The organism is Anabaena sp. UHCC 0253 (genome assembly GCF_009712085.1).
Taxonomy (GTDB): Bacteria; Cyanobacteriota; Cyanobacteriia; order Cyanobacteriales; family Nostocaceae; genus Dolichospermum.
Map to the genome: position 1 here is coordinate 2,699 of NZ_VILD01000015.1, position 19,937 is coordinate 22,635.

11 protein-coding genes and 1 pseudogene are annotated in these 19,937 nt (G+C 36.0%); 7 read left to right on the forward strand and 5 right to left on the reverse strand.

The genetic code is table 11. The annotated features are described in order from the left end of the window. From FJR38_RS26110 to FJR38_RS26125, 4 genes and pseudogenes are all read left to right on the forward strand, one after another. Window positions 1-559: pseudogene (locus tag FJR38_RS26110) on the forward strand (IS4 family transposase); the annotation flags it as partial. A 61-nt stretch (window positions 560-620) separates the two neighbouring features. Continuing rightward, window positions 621-1,322, forward strand: coding sequence for a hypothetical protein (locus FJR38_RS26115; protein WP_254449583.1), 702 nt, complete (start codon window positions 621-623; stop codon window positions 1,320-1,322). A gap of 189 nt (window positions 1,323-1,511) precedes the next feature. Further along, entirely contained in the window at window positions 1,512-4,739 is a 3,228-nt protein-coding gene (locus tag FJR38_RS26120) for a tetratricopeptide repeat protein (RefSeq protein ID WP_168540414.1), read from the forward strand. Window positions 4,740-5,100: 361 nt separating this feature from the next. After that, the gene (locus FJR38_RS26125) at window positions 5,101-6,054 is read left to right on the forward strand and encodes a serine protease (protein ID WP_168540416.1); all 954 of its coding nucleotides are present in this window, start codon (window positions 5,101-5,103) and stop codon (window positions 6,052-6,054) included. A 141-nt stretch (window positions 6,055-6,195) separates the two neighbouring features. On the opposite strand, the gene FJR38_RS26130 is transcribed toward FJR38_RS26125, so the two are convergent. Both FJR38_RS26130 and FJR38_RS28880 read right to left on the reverse strand, forming a co-directional pair. Further along, on the reverse strand, window positions 6,196-9,723 hold the full coding sequence (locus FJR38_RS26130) for a hypothetical protein (protein ID WP_254449584.1): 3,528 nt from the start codon (window positions 9,721-9,723) through the stop codon (window positions 6,196-6,198). After that, the gene (locus FJR38_RS28880) at window positions 9,680-10,315 is read right to left on the reverse strand and encodes a hypothetical protein (RefSeq protein ID WP_254449585.1); all 636 of its coding nucleotides are present in this window, start codon (window positions 10,313-10,315) and stop codon (window positions 9,680-9,682) included. Before FJR38_RS28880 ends, FJR38_RS26130 begins: the two co-directional genes overlap by 44 nt. Window positions 10,316-11,181: 866 nt before the next feature. Between FJR38_RS28880 and FJR38_RS26135 the strand changes: the two genes are divergently transcribed. Next, on the forward strand, window positions 11,182-14,094 hold the full coding sequence (locus FJR38_RS26135; RefSeq protein WP_254449586.1) for a UvrD-helicase domain-containing protein: 2,913 nt from the start codon (window positions 11,182-11,184) through the stop codon (window positions 14,092-14,094). A 109-nt stretch (window positions 14,095-14,203) separates the two neighbouring features. Here the strand turns inward: FJR38_RS26135 and FJR38_RS26140 are convergent, their stop codons facing one another. The 3 genes from FJR38_RS26140 to FJR38_RS26150 all read right to left on the reverse strand — a co-directional run bounded on the left by FJR38_RS26140 (window position 14,204) and on the right by FJR38_RS26150 (window position 17,924). After that, complete coding sequence (locus tag FJR38_RS26140; RefSeq protein ID WP_168540418.1) at window positions 14,204-14,803, reverse strand: hypothetical protein; 600 nt, start codon at window positions 14,801-14,803, stop codon at window positions 14,204-14,206. Window positions 14,804-14,830: 27 nt separating this feature from the next. After that, a complete protein-coding gene (locus FJR38_RS26145; protein ID WP_168540420.1) occupies window positions 14,831-16,396 on the reverse strand; it encodes a helix-turn-helix domain-containing protein in 1,566 nt (521 codons plus the stop codon). A gap of 421 nt (window positions 16,397-16,817) precedes the next feature. After that, a complete protein-coding gene (locus FJR38_RS26150) occupies window positions 16,818-17,924 on the reverse strand; it encodes a hypothetical protein (RefSeq protein WP_371418300.1) in 1,107 nt (368 codons plus the stop codon). A 620-nt stretch (window positions 17,925-18,544) separates the two neighbouring features. Here FJR38_RS26150 and FJR38_RS26155 point away from each other — a divergent pair. After that, a complete protein-coding gene (locus tag FJR38_RS26155; RefSeq protein WP_371417612.1) occupies window positions 18,545-18,979 on the forward strand; it encodes a helix-turn-helix domain-containing protein in 435 nt (144 codons plus the stop codon). Between the two features lie 405 nt (window positions 18,980-19,384). Then, a complete protein-coding gene (locus FJR38_RS26160; protein WP_254449587.1) occupies window positions 19,385-19,834 on the forward strand; it encodes a response regulator transcription factor in 450 nt (149 codons plus the stop codon). Window positions 19,835-19,937: the final 103 nt, after the last annotated feature.

Sequence of the window (19,937 nt, forward strand, 5' to 3'; positions counted from 1 at the left end):
TAATTTAGGTTTGTCACCAGGAGTTGCTTTCTTTTTAGCCGGAGTTAAAGTTACGAAAAAACATGGTTTTACAAGTTTTAATGTTGCCTGTAAATGGAAACGTAAAATCTTAGGAGTAGCCCCCAAAGAAGGGTGGTTTATTTTAACTAATTTAGATAGTTTGGAATTAGCAATTTCCGCCTATAAGAAGCGATTTTGTATAGAAGAAATGTTCCGTGATTTTAAAAATGGAGGTTATAATTTAGAAGACACAAAACTTACAAATAATCGGTTAATATCGATAATTTTATTAATATCAATTGCTTATACAAGTGCCACAATACAAGGGCAAGAAATTAAACGCAAAGGTATCCAGAAATATATTGGTCGAGTGAAGGAATATGGGCGGACTCAAAGAAGACATAGTAGTTTTTATATTGGATTATATGCCCAATCTTGGGTTAATTTCATAGATAATTGTAGAGAATTAGTTAGGTCACTATTGAGATTATCTCCTAATAAGTGGAAGTATTATCAACAGGGTGAGAGAGCTATGAGGCTTATTCTGTCTGCATCTTAACTATTTTCGTCATCCCGTCAGCAAAATATCACCTGATATTTCTCCTGCTAAAACTGCTTATATGTTAAGCCAACTTCTTGAATATGTTGATTACAATAAATTAGAATCAATTTCAGTAACAGAATCTGTAAGCGTTGAAGAACAAAGCGATGCTATTAAAACCCTGGCATCTATTATTGCTAGTCTCAATTCTGGAAGGACTGTGGAAGAATCTATTTTAATAGCATTTGAGCCAGAGGAGATTCAGGTAGAAAATCCAGGGGTTATTCCTGAATTACCAGTTATATTAGCAGATGATTTAACTGTGAGTACAATAGAAAATGAGAAAGACAATTTCAATCAAATTAATAATGATTCAATTATAGTTTTGGTGAATGAACAGGAAGAAAATCAAGCAGAAATATATGAGGAAGACATTATGTTGTACGTCATTCCTCTGATGATAGCAAGGTTAATGAGCGAAGGAAGTTTAATAGAAGATAGTGAAAATGGAAAGATTAGAGTTTATCAATCAGATGAATTTACTGCTTCTCTACAAATTACAGCGACAGAGGAGCAAATTTTAATCCTGAAAAGAAAACAACATTTGTATTCTGAAACAGAGGTTGCTTTAAATGTTGTTAGAAAAACAAATTATGCCCAGTTTCAAGTTACTACAAATCAATTAACAGAGGCGGAAATAGAAAAGTTTAAACTGATAGCGTTAATGGAGTATAATCAAAGTAATCAATTACTTAAAAAGGAACAAGAGTTAGGAGATTAATAGAATTAAGCGTTATAATACACCAAATATGTAATCATGGTTGATCACAGTGTTGTTTACATACCTTATATATCTCTATTTTCTTACACTTGACCCTGACTGAGATTGTTACAAAAAGCGTAACAGCACCCTAGATCGTAAATTACCCCTCGTACAATCTAAGTAGTGAGGAGTAATAGAGGCAAAATCATGAAATATCAGGGAAATTACCAGGCTTTTCGACCGATATTTAGCCGTTGTGGGTTAACAATGTTGCTAACTGCGGTGTTACTGGTGGACTCAGTGGGAGCAATGCCTAGAGGTACAAAGTTACAGATAGCACAGCAGCAAGGAACGCAACAGGAAGATATACGTGCTAAGGCTGAAAGGTTGTTTCAAGAAGGGAAGCAGCTTTATAAGCAGGGTACAAAGGAATCTTTATTACAAGCTATTAATAAATGGGAACAAGCACTTCCTCTATTCCGTGCGGTGGGGGATAAACATGGAGAAGCTATTATTTTCAATTACGTTGGCTTATTCTATGACGAACTAGAAGAAAAGCAGAAAGCATTGAAATTCTTTAACCAAGCACTTTCCTTATTTATTGCAGTTGGGGATAAGGGTAGAGAAGCAGCCACTCGCAATAATATTGGCCGTATCCACGAATTTCAAAGAGAAACACAGAAAGCACTGGAATACTATCACCAAGCACTTCCCCTCACACGTGCAGTGAAGGATAGGCGTGGAGAAGCGATTACTTGCAATAATATTGGTCGTGTCTATGAATTCCAAGGAGAAACACAGAAAGCACTGGAATACTATCATAAAGCACTTCCCTTTGCACGTGAAGTCGAGGATAGGCGTGGACAAGCCTTTATTAACAATAATATTGGTCGTGTCTACGAATTCCAAGGAGAAACACAGAAAGCACTGGAATACTATCATAAAGCACTTCCCCTATTACGTGCAGTTGAGGATAGGGGTGGAGAAGCCACTACTCTTAATAATATTGGCAGTGTCTACTCCAACCTGGGAGAAAAGCAGAAAGCACTGGAATACTACAATCAAGCACTTCCTCTTAGTCGTGAATTAGAGGATAAGCGTGGAGAAGCCATTAATCTCAATAATATTGGCTTAGTCTATTCCGACTTGGAAGAAAAGCAGAAAGCACTAGAATACTACAATCAAGCACTTTCTCTTAGACGTGAATTAGAGGATAAGCGTGGAGAAGCTATTACTCTCAATAATATTGGCAGTCTCTACGAAAACCTGGGAGAAAAGCAGAAAGCACTAGAATACTATAAGCAAGCACTTCCCCTATTACGTGCAGTTGAGGATAGGGGTGGAGAAGCCACTACTCTTAATAATATTGGCTTAGTCTACTTCTTGCGTGAAGAAAAGCAGGAAGCACTGGAATACTACAATCAAGCACTTCTCCTCATACGTACAATAAGGGATAAGCGTAGAGAAGCCACTACTCTTGGTAATATTGGCACTGTCTACCACTCTCAGGGAGAAAAGCAGAAAGCACTGGAAAACTATAACCAAGCTCTTCTCCTCATACGTACAATAAGGGATAAGAGTGGAGAAGCCACTACTCTCAATAATATTGGCAATGTCTACTCCAACCTGGGAGAAAAACAAAAAGCACTGGAATACTTGAACCAAGCACTTCCTATATTACGTACAGTGGGTAATAAAGATGGAGAAGCCACTAATCTATACAATATTGCCTACGTACAACGCAGCCAAAACAACCTCCAAGCAGCCCTTACCAACATTCAATCCACCATCAAAATCATCGAAGAACTACGCACCAAAATAGCCAGCACAGAACTACGTACATCCTACTTCGGCACCAAACAGGGCTACTACAAATTCTACATAGACCTGTTAATGCAGCTACACAAACAAAACCCCAACAAAGGCTACGACGCACAAGCACTACACATTAGTGAAAGTTCCCGCGCTAGGGGTTTAGTTGAACTTCTCACCGAAGCTAACATCAACATCCGTAAAGACATTAACCCCCAACTCCTAGCCGAAGAAACCCGGTTACAGTCCCTTAGAGATGGTAAAGAAAAACTCCTCTCACAACTGATGAGTCAACCAAAACCACCTAACGAAATTATCCAAACCACTAACCAAGAAATTCAAAACATCATCCAACAACAAAAAGAACTAAAAAATAAACTCCGTGCTACTAACAAAGAATACGCAAACTTAAAATATCCCCAACCCCTAACATTACCCCAAATTCAACAACAATTAGACCCCGATACAGTCCTATTACAATATTCATTAGGTGCAGAAAACAGTTATTTATGGTTAGTAACTAATAACAGTTTTACCACCTATCAACTACCCAAAGAAACAGATATTAACAAAATTACCCAACCATTAATTAGCAAATTAAAAGCCCCCGTTATTGCTGGTGCATCACCCCAGGAAACTGCCAAAGATGTAGCGAAAACAGCAAAAGCAGCTAATGAACTCAGTCAGGTAATTCTTAAACCTGTGGCTGATAAATTAGGCAAAAAACGGTTAGTAATTGTGGCTGATGGTATCTTACATCAAATCCCCTTTGCGGTATTATCTGACATCACCGAAAAAACTAAATATCAACCCTTATTAGTCAATCATGAAATCATTAATTTACCATCTATTACCAGTTTATCTACCCACCGGGAAAAACTCAAAAACCGCAAAATTGCACCGAAAAAATTAGCTGTATTAGCTGACCCAGTTTTTAGTAATAATGATAGCCGTGTCACAGGTAAAACAGAAATTGCTTCATCCACAGATTTAGATTTAGAACGTTCTGCTTTAAGGCGTTCTAGTGCTAATAGAGGTACATTATCTCGACTACCAGGAACTCGTAAAGAAGCAGAAGCAGTTTTAAAATTTGTACCCAATAACGAAAGTATCAAAGCCTTTGATTTTGATGCTAATTATGAATGGGTAATGAGAGAAAAATTAAATCAATATCAGATGGTACTTTTTGCCACTCATGGACTAATTGACATGAAAAATCCAGAGTTATCTGGCATAGTTTTATCATTATTTGATCAACAAGGAAACCCGAAAAAAGGATTTTTAAGATTAGATGATATTTTCAACTTAGATTTACCTGCGGAATTAGTAGTATTAAGTGCTTGTGAAAGTGGTTTAGGTGAAGAGGTAAAAGGAGAAGGTTTAATAGGTTTAACTAGAGGTTTTATGTATGCAGGTGCGGCTAAAGTGGTAATATCTTTATGGAATGTTAATGATGAAGCAACGGCAGAATTAATGACTGAATTTTCTGGTCAAGTATTGAAAAAAGGTCAATCTCCCATTGTGGCTTTAAGAAATGCCCAGTTAAAATTATGGCAACAACAAAAAACTCAAGACCCACGTTTTTGGGCTGCTTTTACTATTCAAGGTGAATGGCAGAAATAATTAATAGTTAATAACCGTAGGTTGGGTTAAGCGACAGCGCAACCCAACATTTTTTGCTAACATTAATCAAAAATTGTAGTTTAGGTTAAGCAACAGCAAATCCAACATTCTTGGTAAAATTTTTATGTCTTCGTTGGGTTTCACTGCGTTCTACCCAACCTACTACTTTCAATCATTATTATGTGTTACAAAAATTGTAACTGCACCAGGATTTATTCCTTGGCATTTTATAATCGAAAAAGACAATTGAAAAATCAAAGATTCGTTTTCTTATTAATGATGTGTTACACTGCGCTAACATACAATACCAATTACTAAGAAAATCCACACATTACAGAATTTTAAATGAGGAGTGTTTACCATGACTAAAAGACTATTTGCTTTATTAACAGCAAGTGCTGTAATTGTAGCTGCTGCTGGTTTATCTGTGGAAGCACAAAGTAAACCCAAAGTTAAACCAACAAATACCCCTACTTTTGTAAAATTGGAAAATGCAAGTAAATTAAATTTATCTTCTGCTGGTAATCCTTTTAAACCTGGTAATGTTAAACAGTCTAAAAAACCTTATGCTGGAGATCGGGGTATTATTGGTGATGATAACCGTGAACCATTACTAAGTAGAGAATATCCTTGGTCTGCTATCGGAAGAATTCAAGGAACTACCACAGATGCAAAAAATTATCATTGTACAGGTACTTTAATCGCGGAAAATTTAGTATTAACAAATGCCCATTGTGTGATTGATCCTAAAACTCATCAAGTCAGTAGAGAAATTGCTTTTTTACCTAATGTAATTAACGGTCAAGTTGCTGATAGACAAGATATTGCTTTTGCAGAAAGAGTAATTTACGGTACTGACTTTACAGCAGATACACTCACGAATCAAACTCAAGATTGGGCAGTAGTCAGATTAAATAAACCAATTGGTAGAAAATATGGTTATTTAGGTTGGAGAAATTTACCAGTTTCAAAGATGATTAATAATCCCAAAAAATTCTTTTTTGTGGGTTATTCTGGTGATTATCCTAATTCCAGTAAGAGAGGTTATGAGTTTTTAAGTGCTGGTGCTGGTTGGACTGCTGGTTTTCAAGCAGGATGTAGTATTGTAGGGGAAGAGAAAGATATACTGTTACATGATTGCGACACAACCGGAGGTTCTTCTGGTGGTCCGATTATTGGTTGGATTAATAATCAGCCTTACATTGTAGCCTTGAATAATGCTGAAATTAAGGATACTGATACTAACACCAATGAAGGTATTATTAATTTAGCTGTGAATTTATCTTTTCTAGATAGACTAGCTGGCAAAAATTAAGGATACAAAAGTTTTCACATTCTGCGCCTATACGTGAGAATAATTGATAGTTCCATTTACCAGTAAAACATCTAATTTCTCATGTTGATAAGCTGTTGTGCATTTAATTTGTATGATTATAACATTTACCTACTTAACAGCTTATCCAGAAAATGAATAATCAATTTTCATCAATTCCTGAACCCAACATTTAGGCAAGATTGAAAGTAAAGCAGCGATAATCTTAGACTGCGATTTAATTGGCATTTCATCTAAAAAACACTGCCAATCAACATCATCTAAATGTTTATCTATTGCAAACACTTTTTTAACTATTTCCTGATGAGATTTCGTCTCCAAATCTTGCAGATTAAAATCTATATCTGTCATTTCCAATTCCTCTTTTAAAACATCGCTTATATCATCCAAATTATTCCTTTTGCTACTATTACTATTTAATAGAGAAAGGAATATTTTTAACCATTGTTTCCAACCTCCTCCAAACTCAGTTGCTAACTTAGAAATATAACCCTGACTAATACCAGAAACTGCGGCTACAACTGGTTGAGTAATCTTTTGTCTCTGCAACCAAAGTTCTTTAATTGCGGTTTGAATTTTCCACCAAGATTTCTCATCCTTACAACCAGCTTCAATCGTAATTTCTGCTGCTTGTATACATTTGACTTCATATTCTAAAAAGCTTAAATCGTAATCAGCACAGAAGTAAAAATAAAGTTCTGATTCTGGGCGATTATTTACTCTTAATCTGCCGATAGCTTGGATAATTTCAGATTGTGTAACCCAGTCAATAAAATTTTGTAACTCTTGATTTATTTCTGAGTGTTCTAACGAGTTATTACTACTGTTATTATTTATTTCCAAATCATCTAACTGATAGTCACTTTTGTCATGACTGGATTTTAAAGTTAGATATAATGTTTCTAAATGACCGATATTCTGATAGGGAATTCCAAAAGTTGCTAAGGCTGTAATTTCCTGGAAATCGTTAGAACCGCGACTGTCTCTAAACCAACCACCATCTTCATTTTCACAGCATTTCACAAAGTCAATAAATTTGATATCACTATGACGAGACAATAATTCTTGTCGCAGTGCGCTGACTCTTTCTTGACAGTAGGAAGAACGATTTTTAGAAACTTGTCCTAATCCGGTGATTTGGATAATTTGTAAATTGTTAGTTTTAGTTATTTCTTGCTCTACAGTTAAAATTTCCTCTGGGTTAATATCAAACCACCAAGCTATGTACTCAGGTTTGGTGGTAGCGTCTAAGTAAACATTCCATTTTGTTGATTGACTAATCGCACTATGACGTGAGTTACGAGTTGTAATATTTAGCTTTCCATATTCAATGCGAATTGTACCAGGAATCTGTTTACCCCAAACTTGTAAAAACGGTATAAACCAGTTAACTATTATCTCTACTTGAATTTTCTCCACTAATTCAGAGATGGGATTACCAAACTGTTTTCGCATCTTCTTTGGTAAATCACTTAAATCTATTCCATACTTGCTGGTGGAGTTAAAGATTGGTAATAAATCTGGTTGTAAAACTTCTATCGCTTTTGTGATAATTGCATCTAAATTTTCAGGTGGTTTACCCAACATTTTTCGGACATCAGCATCATTCCAACCGTAGTAAGGTTGTTGAATATCTCCTGTTATACATTGTCTTAAAACTGCCCATATTGGTTGTAATTGCAGACTGATTTCAGGAGAATTAGTCATTAACTCTGCCATTACTCGATCAATGTCCCGTAAATTGGCAGTGATAGTATTAACTGGTTGTACTGTTTGCATAACTTCATCCCAGAAAATACCGCTAGTTGACCAGTCGAAATCTTCTGGTTGGGGTGCGCTATCAGGGTGACAACGAATGCGATCGCTCTTGAAAGTCTCTTTTCTCAAAAAACGATGTCCAAAACCTGCTCCAGCAACACCACGACAAGCTTCTAGTAAGTGACAAGTAGCGCAAATAGGATTTTCTGCACCTTCAATAGAGTCTAAATTCTTGCTGCGTAAAACATTAAAAATTTGACTGCGATGACAATTACCTTTTGTATCTGGTGTTTCTCCCTGCTTAGGCCATCTTAAATAGGGTTTGCCATTTGGGGTAGTATCCCAAACCATACCTGAATTACGTACATCCAGATATTCATAATTGCGCTCAATTGTTTCTGTACTGACATTGCGAGCATGACTGGTAAAGTACCATAACTTTTCTACTCCCAATGCTTTTGGTAAAGCTGTTCCTGCATCATGGCTTTTAAACGTACCAGTGGGACTTTTATCTAAAATGTGCTTCCAACCGGCTGCAATAGCTTCAGCGTACACTTGCAAACGCTGGCCTTTTTTGAAGATGATTTTCGGTGGTTGTTGTAAAGTGCCGTATTTGGGGAACTTCCCAGGTTTGTACTCAATCACCTTGCACGGTGCAATAGGTGAGGATAAATTTTGCCTATCTTCCGAAAGCAGTTGTTTATTATCAGGTTGTGATATTGGGTTCGATTGATTTTTGATAACTCCCTCATGGGAAAGTAGCTGTCTTTCCTCTTGTGGTATTAAGTCTGGTTGATTCTTGATAACTTCCCCATCTGTGGAAAGTTCTGTTTTTCCGTCTTCCCTATACTCTGTTCCGCTATTTGTGGTTCTCCCACCCAAACCATCATGATCTGCATTTAACTCAGAGGATGAGACAGAAAAATCACCCTTGACAACACCATCACCTTGTGAAGCTGCGTCAAACCTCTCAACCTTGTCTTTTCTCTCTCCGTGTTCTCTGTGCCTCTGTGGTTCGTACTTATCCGATACTCCTGAATTTTGTTGACCAAAACCTTTTTTGGGACGATAACGCTCCATCATTCGTCCAAACCAGAGCTTGAGGTTGTAGAGCATTCCCCATTCTCGGTCTATTTGAGCAAGGGATTTTTGTACTTGTTCTGAACATCCAGCAAAAAACTCTTCTGGTGTTATGGTTGCGCTGACCGTTTGCGGAGCGTTTTCAAGAGAAAGCATCGTTTCATTATGCCAACTCACCACCACCTGATATCCACCTTTACGGCAGTATTCAACGCCTTTTGCATATTGGTGAATTAAACCTATGTTGTCTGTAGAGTTGGTAGCGGGTTTTAGCCTAATTAGCTTATCCTGCCCCAACTGGAATGAACCTTGTTTGAGTAGTTTTCTGATTTGCTGATGGATATGATGGCGATTCAGGTAAGCAGCAGTGCTAATTAGTTTAATCTCATCTTGCCGACCTACGGCCAGTAATTCGTCAATGTCTAATTGCTCTTTGGTTTCGAGTTGTCCCCAGTCACCCACAGATAGAGAATATCTCAATTTACGACACTGTTGCAGAGTATCTTCGTTGGCTTTGGCAATGTGGGGATTGAGTATTGCACCAGCATCAGGCATCAGCCGAATTTCTTGGGGACGTAACCGCTTGAGGTAATCTTTGAGGGTTTGTTGACCATAGCGTGCGGCAGATGCTGTACCAATCACTACAATATCAGTTTGCCCAGAACGCCACAAAGACACGGCGGTGAGTAGAGATTTGAGTGCGCCTTCGCAGAGAATTACTACTTTCACCTTTTTGGCGTTTGGATGTTTCCAGCAAAACAGAGGTAGTTCACCATTTGGTAATTGGGGTCCGCTTCCCCCCCTGGTAGGCACTACTCAACCAAATGTATTTGGGTTGAGTTCGCAAGGTGGCAATTTGAAAGCCGGTGATTTGAAAATTGGGGTCAAGGGCTGCGATCGCAATTCCTTCTCTCCCCAATAGTTTACCTTCAGGTGAAATACCCGTAAGAGCCGACGTTACACCCGCAGGGGAATAAGCTCCAGGTTCCCAGCTTCTCACCCAGCCTAAGTCTTTGAGCCAGTTAATTTCTTGAGTAGTCAACTGTCGTTGTTCTTGGAGATGGGAGAAATGTTGAGTACCCAAACTACTCACTGTGGAGTTTAAAAGTAATCGGTTTTGGCGATCGCGTTCCTCAATACTCAACCCCTTGTTTGTTTGTCTACTGTCAGCCCGTTTTTGAGGCGAATACAGAGGCTTATCCTGGTTTTGGGCATTTTGGTCATCTGGAACAAATAAACCGCCCATATCGTTACGCAGGGGCTTGATAAAGCGATAACCAGCCGGGGCATCATGTTGGCTGAAACTCCGTAGGCACTCAATTAGATTATCTGGGCGAATAGCGCAACCGTGATGGTTGCTACAGACAGGACAAGGATTGCGTTTGGTGGTGTATTGACGTTTCATGGCAGCGCACTCAAAACTAGGTGAGTAGTCCCCGCAGGGCTGGAATAGATGTTCTGACTAGCATACAACCCCGTTTTGAGTAGTTTTTTTTCGGCCATATCTATATAATGTGCAATTTTTAGGTGATTTTGGTGGTTAGGGGGTTAAAGCTTTATTGGGTAAGGGTTTCATGAAAATCAATTATCACAAGGGGGGGAGTTAATTATCACAAGTGGGGGAGATAATGAGTAGTCGAAAATTGCCCTTTTTTATTCTCAATAAGGGTAAGTGGTTTTTATTTTTTAACGTAATATCAATAATTTTGAGTTCTATTATTATCAATAAGCTGGATGTTTATCACAAGTGGGGGATTTAGCGATCGCTCCTCACTGTGGTGTTGGTGATAGTTCCTTGAGGGGGAGATATTGAGTAGTCGAAAATTGCCCCTTTTTTATTGTCAATAAGAGTGAGTAGTTTTTATTTTTGAACCTAATATCAATAGTTTTAAACTTTGTTATTGTCAATAAGCTGAATGTTTATCACGAGTGGGGGATTTAGCGATCGCTCCTCACTGTGGTGTTGGTGATAATTCCTTGAGGGGGAGTTATTGAGTAGTCGAAAATTACCCCTTGTTTATTCTCAATAATGGTGAGTAGTTTTTATTTTTGAACGCAATATCAAGGGCTTAGAGCTTTGTTATTGTCAGTAAGCTGGATGTTTATCGCTAATGGGGGGGGTGGCGATCGCAGAGCGGTTATGCAAGTAATTGAATTGCCCGTATTAGTGACACAAATTATGAACCAATAGTAAAAATTGAAGATTTAAAGACCTAAAATAATCATGGTAGCAATTTAGTCACAATTGCTGATTATGATAGAGGTGTGTTTATGGATACTACTAATAGTGTGGAGATTAACAGTATTCAGGTTCTTTTTAAACTTAATGATAGAGACAAGAATAATTGCTTAATAAGTCTTCTAGGGAGAGAAATTCGACATTTTGTTCTAGGGAGAGCAAAGGTTAATTCTGTAAATACGGATACTGATGAAATATCAGGATATTACTTATCAATAAACAGAGGAAATAGATTTTTTAGATACGAAAAAGAAATATTATTAAAAGAATTTGGCGAAATATATCCTTCTATTTTTTTGATTTTTGATGATATAAATAAACGTCTTGCTTTTGAAGAAATTATAGAATCTGTTAAAACTGAAAAAAATCAAGCAGAAAAACGAGAAATTGAAAGGCGCGAGGCTCAAAAACTGGAAGCAGAAAAACGAGAAATTGAAAGGCGCGAGGCTCAAAGATTAGAATCTGAAAGAAGGAATGCCAAAAAACTATCTTTATTACAAAACATAAAAGACGAATTTGAAAATAACTTTCTTAATGCCGACAACTTTTATCAACTTCATTGTACCGAATACATATCATTTCAAGAATATAAATCTGAAAAATCAAAATACATACAAAATTGGGTAAAAACAAATTTAAACTTTTCTCATGACCTTGAACAAGCAGCAGCAATTGGCACTATTGAAAATCATGTACAAGTAATAGCTAGGGCTGGTAGTGGTAAAACATCAACCTTAGTCAACCGAGCGATATTTTTACAGAAACATTGTGGTATTGCACCAGGGCAAATGTTACTTTTAGCCTTCAATCGCAAAGCAGCCACCGAAATGCGAGAACGTCTAACTTTACAATTACAAAATTCTGTTCCCCATACAATGACTTTCCATGCCTTAGCTTATGCCTTAGTTCATCCCGAAAATATTCTTTTTGATGAACCAGATGGAGAACAGAAGCAAAGCCGCGCTCTACAAATTGTAATTAATGATTACTTACGCGACAAAATATTTTATGCAAAAATACGCGACTTGATGATGGCAGCATTTCGTGAAGACTGGGAGCGGATAATTTCAGGTGGCTATGATAAAACTCCAGAAGAAATGCTTCGTTATCGTCGCTCATTGCCAAGAGAAGGAATTGATGGTAACTACTATAAATCTTTTGGTGAAAAACTAATTGCTGACTTTTTATTTGAACATAATATTCCATACAAATATGAGCGTAACTTTTGGTGGAATGGCATAAATTACCGTCCTGATTTTACAATATTAACTGGAGAAAAACAGGGAATAGTTATTGAATATTTTGGACTAGAAGGAGATCCAGATTATGATGATATGTCCCATGAAAAGCGAGAATATTGGGCAAATCGTCCCAACTGGCAGTTAATAGCATTATCACCAAGACCTCTTCAAGATCAAGGAGCAGAAGTTTTTTGTAAATTACTCAAGGATAAGTTAGAAAATTTAGGTATTCAATGTAACCGACTGAGTGAAGAAACAATTTGGTTAAGGATAAAAGATAGATCAATAGATAGATTTACGACAGTAGTAAAAAGATTTATTCAACGATGCCGTAAACTTTCTTTAACTTCAGAAGAGTTAGGAAAAATTATTTATAAACATGAATGTGTGAGTAAGATTGAAAAACAATTTTTGGATTTAGCATATAGATTTTATAAATCCTATTTAAGATGTCTTGAGGATAGAGGTGAAGAAGATTTTGATGGACTAATGCAAAAAGCTGTACAGGTACTTGCATCAGGACAAACTATATTTCGCCGTAAATCAGGAACTGGTGATTTAAAGAGTCTCAGATACATCATGATTGATGAATATCAAGACTTTTCGGAACTATTCTATAATCTAATAGAAGCTATCAGAAAGCAAAATCCTCAAGCACTTTTTTTCTGCGTTGGTGATGACTGGCAAGCAATAAATGGTTTTGCTGGTTCTGACCTCCGATTTTATCAGAATTTTCACCAATTTTTCCAACCATCACAGCAATTAAATATATCTACAAATTACCGTTCAGCTTATTCTATTGTTGGTATTGGTAATAAGTTAATGCAAGGATTGGGTACTCCTGCTCGCGCTCATAAAACCATGTCAGGAATAGTAAATATTGCTGATATGTCCAGCTTTGAACCAACTCCCACAGAGCAAGAAAATTATCCTGGGGACAATATAACACCTGCTATTTTACGTCTAATTAACAAGACTATTAAAGAAGGTAAAAAAGTAGTATTACTCAGTCGAAAAAATAGTTTACTTTGGTATGTGAATTATAAAAATCAAAAGAGTAAATATAAAAATGGTACACTTGATAGCTTTTTAGAATTAGTGCGCTCATACCTTCCTGAAGAATCAAGAAAATCAGTAACTATATCAACTGCACATAAATATAAAGGTCTTCAAAAAGATGTAGTCATAATACTTGATGCTATTCCTCGTTGTTATCCCTTGATACATCCTGATTTAATGTTTACCCGTGTGTTTGGTGATAGCATTGAGTCTGTAGTAAATGAAGAAAGACGTTTATTTTATGTAGCTTTAACTCGTGCAGTTGAAACTTTATTTATTGTTACAGAAAGTAAAAATTCATCACTTTTCCTTGAAGAATTAAACAGCAAAACGGAAATTTCTGTATTAAATTGGTCAGATTATAAACCTTTTATTGGTGTAGGAAATACACGGTATATTACTGTTAAAATTAGTAATCAGGTTGGTAAAGGTAGCAATGGTACTTACACAATTAAGAATTTGTTGAATGCTGAAGGTTATGGATGGAATAATACAACAAAAGTTTGGTATCGTACCTATCAAGCAGAAGGTTTTTCAGTTCCAGAATATTTTAATAATGCAAATTGGATTTCTCAAGCTGCGGGAATTGAAGTGAGGTTTTATGATAATGAGGAAAATGAATTAGCAGTTTATCTTGTTGATTAAGGCTTATGTACTCCAGTAATAGTCGAAACGATAGAAGATCCATTATTAAATGTTATTGGTATTCTTTCAGGAGAACCAATATCAACAGATAATATTGATGAAGTTAAATTTAACCCTCAACCCCTTGACACAAAATACCTAAAATCTTGTTTAACTCCTTAATATAATAATTATTCAAATCAATAAATATATCAGTCCCTTCCAACTTCAAGAATTTCCATATATCTCCTGTTGTCACAGCCCCATAAATAGTTTTAATTTCATTACCTTCCTGTTCATTAAACAATTGTGCTGCTAACATTGCTGCTGCACATTGACCCAAACCACCTTTAATATTTTCATTTTTAGCTTCTACAATAATTAGTACAGGAGCATTAATTGTTAACTGTTCCCTAGAACGACTGATAACAAAATCACAATAACCATTTAAACCTCTCTCAATATCAACATTAAAATCCGTACCAGAAAATAAACTAATTTGATAATTAGCCTTACGCCTTACTTCTAATAAAATTGGTGTAATAATCATTTCTGAGCGTGCTTTTTCCGTATTTATTGCTAATGCGAGTTCTGTAGTTTCTTCCAAAGTGCTGGTTAACTTTTCACTGAGTTCTATAGGTTCTACAGCAGCAAATAAATCAATTTCTTCCTTAATTGTAATATGAAAATTATTCCTAAAGTTAGTTAAGCTAAAATCGCTATAAGCCATTGCTATTACCTCATGATTCTCAACAGCTTATCTAAAATTTAAAACCTCTTTAATTATAGCAGTATACTTTTCAGGAATAGGTGCATCCTTACCCTTAGTCTCAATATCCCTGACCCAGCTTTGACTCATACCTACAGCATTAGCAAAGTCTCTTTGACTTATTTTTTTAGCTGTTCTCATTTGTTTAACCAAGCTGCCATTTATTTCCTTGATAACAGGTATATCCCTAACTGTTACTTTACCATTACTTACTCCCGAAGTTTTAGCTACGCTAGAATTATTTATGACAACATCAACCGAATTTTGTATTTTTACACCAGCTTTATTAGATTTTGTATTTTTTTGATTGTTTACTGATTTATTATTATTTATCTGTGAAGAAGGTAACTTAAAACTTAACTTAGCAGGTAATAAAATATTTTGAATATAATTATCTGGTAACTTTTTATTTCCTAGTAGCTGCTGATTTCTCTCCTTAGCAGATAAATTAGCTATTTCATCTGGTATTGCCCACAAAGGTCTTAACCACATTGGGTAGGTTATATCATCAAATTCAATCGTCATATTAACCTTATCTTTTAATAGCAGAAAAGCTTCTTCTAAATCTTCTTTTAATCGCCAACCATACCGATAATCACTCACTGCCTTCTCAATTTGAGAAGCTGGTAAGATATTACTCAATAAATTATGAATTGTGTAAGTACCATTTTTATGAGCGCGACTATTTTGAATAATGTACAAAGCTAGGCTGAAGGCTAATTTATGTTGATGTGGATCTAAATCAAAGACTTGCTTAGGCATAAACCCACATTGATAGAGGGCAGTTTTTGATTTTTCTCCTTCAGCATTGAGAAAATTATAAGTCCACAATCCGGGCTGTACACGAATAATAACTTCTAATAAATCTTCTGGTTCTTGAAATAAATTTGGTTGACTATATTCCTGTACACTTACCATCCAAAGTAAGCAACGTTCTTTAATACAAATATTTAAATCGCCTTCGTACCATTGAATAACTGCTCCCAAAGTACCCACAACCATAGCTAAATCTGCTATAGCTTTGAGTTTTTGTGATTTACTGAGTTTTTTACTTTTATATATTTGTAGCGTCTTAATTAGTTCTGAACCACGCAGGATAAAAGGCTCTTTCCAAGGTTCTTTTTGTTGTGCAGCATAAGTAGCAAATATTGCGTGTAATCTAGCAGCCATTACACCATACTTTTCCAGGATTTGATATTCTGCACTGTCTAAAATATATTGTGGTTGATGTGCTTGTTGGTGAAGTATGTAAAACTCGATATAACGACCTTTACCAAATTCTTTTGAGAAGTAAAGCTTGCCATCACTATATTTATTCCAATCAGGTTGTTTAAGGTATGCTTGGGTAGCACTAATAATTGGCGCACCTGTAGCTGTCATCTCGTAGTTATTGTTTATAAATAGTGGTTGTTCTGTGAAAGGAAGGTTTTTAGCTTTCCTAAATCGTTTAGTAGCTTTTGGTGTTTGCGGTATTTGTAGACCAGCGATTCCTAGTTGGCAGCCTGATAATTCAGGTTTGGGATGCCTCTTACTATTCTCTCCTATTGATACCAAAACTGTCCTCCCCAAAATTACCAAATCTTGACCTGATCAGAAGTTGCATTTCGCTGCCAATACTGATAAAACTTACCTGTGAATATGACAGATATATGGGTATACAAGAAAAACCCATACATCTTTAAAATTTAGTATTAATGAATTGCTAAATTTATAAGACTTGCAACTTACAATACCTTCCCAAATTGGCCAAATATCCAAATATAAATCCCAAGGCCAATAAAATCGTGACCATATCAATAGGGTTTCAGGATTTTGGCGAAGGTATTGAACTTAACTACCCAGTTTCAACAAACAATCTTTTTGTATTAATCCTGATTAAGCTACGGCTACGCCACGCAATTTATTAGAAAGTTTTATTTTTATTGCCAGTTCTATTTACCCCAAATAGTTTCTTTTGGCTTAAAATTCCTGAATATCAGGCAACTTCTGAAACTGTAATGTCTATAAAATTTTGGTGAATATCTCTATTTTGAAGAGCATTCTTTTTGGAAATTGCCTCTTCCACAAGTTTTGCTACCCATTCCATTACTGCTAAATCTGACTTTTTAGCAGCATCTTGTATTAATGGTTGCAAGTATGCTGGCAGTTGTAAAGTCAAGTTGAAAGTTTCTCGTAAGGGGACTAAATTATTTCTGACTTCCGATGATTCTCCAAAGCGGTAAGTCCAGTATTCACATTCTGCACCCCGTTCGTTGCCGTCTTTTTCAACAAAACTTAACTTACCCAGGCGATCGCAATAAAAACTTTGGTGATCATCTTTTATCAACTCTTGACTAGAATGACGGCAATTCCAGCAACTACGGTTAGAATTATCAGTTGATTGGTGTTGTTGTTCAAAAGAATGCTTTTGCCTAGATTTATTTGCTGAGTTCTCACGATGGTACTCTCTGGCTACTTGGGCAACGTGAGCAGATGTAACTTTTCCATTAGGGGCTGTAGAAACTGCTTTAGCCCAAGCCTCGCGTTGTTTTTCTAGTGGTAGTGTTACTAAAGGTCTGATTTGGCGTTCGTTCGTAGGCAGAATTTGATTTTGTGATCCATGGGTCACATTTACAAAACTTTGTGATCCACAAGTTATAGTTTCAGGATTTTGTGATCCATGGATCACATTTACAAAACTTTGTGATCCACGGGTCACATTTTCATAAACCAATGCAGCTTGTATCAAGCGATAAGCAGATCGTCGGGACATCTCCCAACGGTTAAGGCAATATTCATCAAAGGTTTTGTAACTTTGCCGATAAAGCTGTTTATCTCGAATTTGACCCAAAGATTGTCCGATGTCCCAAAAAGCTCTTAAACCCTTTTCAATTCTGCTTTCCAAAGTACCTAATTCTAGGGCTATGGCTGATTCCTCCTCCACACCAGAGCGTTTTCCACCAGGTAAGCTATCAGCTTCATTGGGCTGATGTTCTATATTCGATAGGTTTTGACTATCAGCCTGATTTTTTTCAGAGTTAGTCTCCAGACCGATTGGATCACTATCTTGGTCTTGGATAAAAGTAAAATTTTGTGTATCCACAAAGACGGTAGAATTAGAGGATGACCTTATTTGGTTCTCTCCTCCACTAATAGAAGTTTGATTGAAGTCCGTCATATACGTCATAGCGATGACACCTTGTTTGTTGACGGATGCTTTCTAAAGTACATTTTGTAACTTCTGCACCCTGCAATAATTATGGTTGCATAATGCAGTTTAAGTTGCATGATTACTTATTATTTCTTAATAATTTAATTTCTGATGTGATCCAAAATGTTTGATCGGCTTGTTGTCAGCACTTCTTCAGATTATTTTTCTCAAACTCTTGTAAAGGAAAGAGATTTAGTCTTAAATTAGTGAATAAAATGAGTAAGCAAGTCTTATCCACTTTGAGCCTTGGGACACTCTTGTGCCTAGATAAGCAGACCGTTGGTGAATGGATCACAAAAATCTAAAAGCTTTATGTAGCGGTTAGAATCGTGGATTTAATAAGGTGTCAACCTTCTTTGAGGTTTCTTGTCATACACCAAAACAATAACCGAGAATTATAGGTTATTTCATCCAAAATCCTTACTGTAAACCAAATTCAGCGATTAGATATCAGTTATTTGAATCCGCCAACGTAATCAGATAAATATAAAGTGGGATAAAAAGTAAATTTTATAACTGGTAGAACCAGGTTTTCTACTATGCAAGAACGTCAAAAACGATTAGCTCAGTTAATTGAACAGTTACTACAAGAAGGCTGGACTCAAAAAAAGTTAGCTGAAAGAATAGGTGTTGATGCCACAACCGTATACAGATGGTTAAAAGCGAAAGTTGTTCCTGAAGCTGACTCTAAAAATTTCTTTCGTCTGGCACAAGTCAGTGGTGGAGATAGTGAATTGTTGCAACAGTATTTGGATGGTCATATATCCTTATCTAGCTACCGTGAATGTTGCGAAAATAGTACATTGAATTATGCCAGAAATCTTAAAAATCGTCCTGTTGAGGATATTAAACAGGAAGTTTTGGCACAAATTACTCTGCTTGAACCAGCAGATATTTTGGATGTGATATCTAGAAGTGCGAACTTTTTAGCAGCAAAAACAGCATGAACAGAAAATAAAAAGAGCATCGGTGATAAACATATTATACCTAACCCTTTAAATTTTATCCCTATCAAAAGGTATAAAAAATAATTTTGTATTTTGTTCATGCAAATCCATCTTTAGACTACGCCGTAAGGAAGATACAAAAATTGTTATACCATCCAGTCTAAACACTGAAAATTTTCTAAAAATCTATCTTTAGACTGTTGTTTGGTATAGAAATTATTTAAATTTCCCCTTCTTGATGATTATTTAACACACCCATAGATTTCGCTCTATGGATAAATCTTAAGAAAATATTAAATTAATATATTTGTCATCTATCTAACTTAATAGATAAGTTAGCATTTCTAGATATCATCATTAATACTGCCAAATCAGAAGAAACCGCAAACATAGTAGGTGAACAACATGATAAAAACAGTAATTATCGATGACCATGAGTTGAGTAGATATGGTATCAATGTGTTACTTACTGCTGCTCATGATATCGAGATTTGTGGGGAAGCTGAAACAGCATCAGAAGGGATCAAACTAATAAAAACTTATACTCCACACATAGCTCTTGTTAATCTGCATCTTCCAGATGATAGTGGTATTGAAGTCGTAAAACAAATTAAACAAGTATCACCAAGCACTAAAATAGTGATTTTTAATGCTCAAGCTATGGAAGACTCTGTTAGAGAAGCTTTCGCAGCAGGTACAGATTCATATTGCACAAGGACGATAGCCAAAGAAAAGTTAGCAGAAGCTATTTATCTGACACACAAAGGAGGAAATTGGTTAGATTCTGCGATCGCTAAAATATTAATTCAAAATTTTCAAATTCAACAATTAGTACCCACATTCCGCAGATACTAAAGCAAATTTAGGAATTAAAAATTTTCATAAATAAAAGCCTGAAAAGATTGCCTAGCAAAGATTTCAGGCTTTTATTTGTTAAAATAATCAAATCAAATAGAGA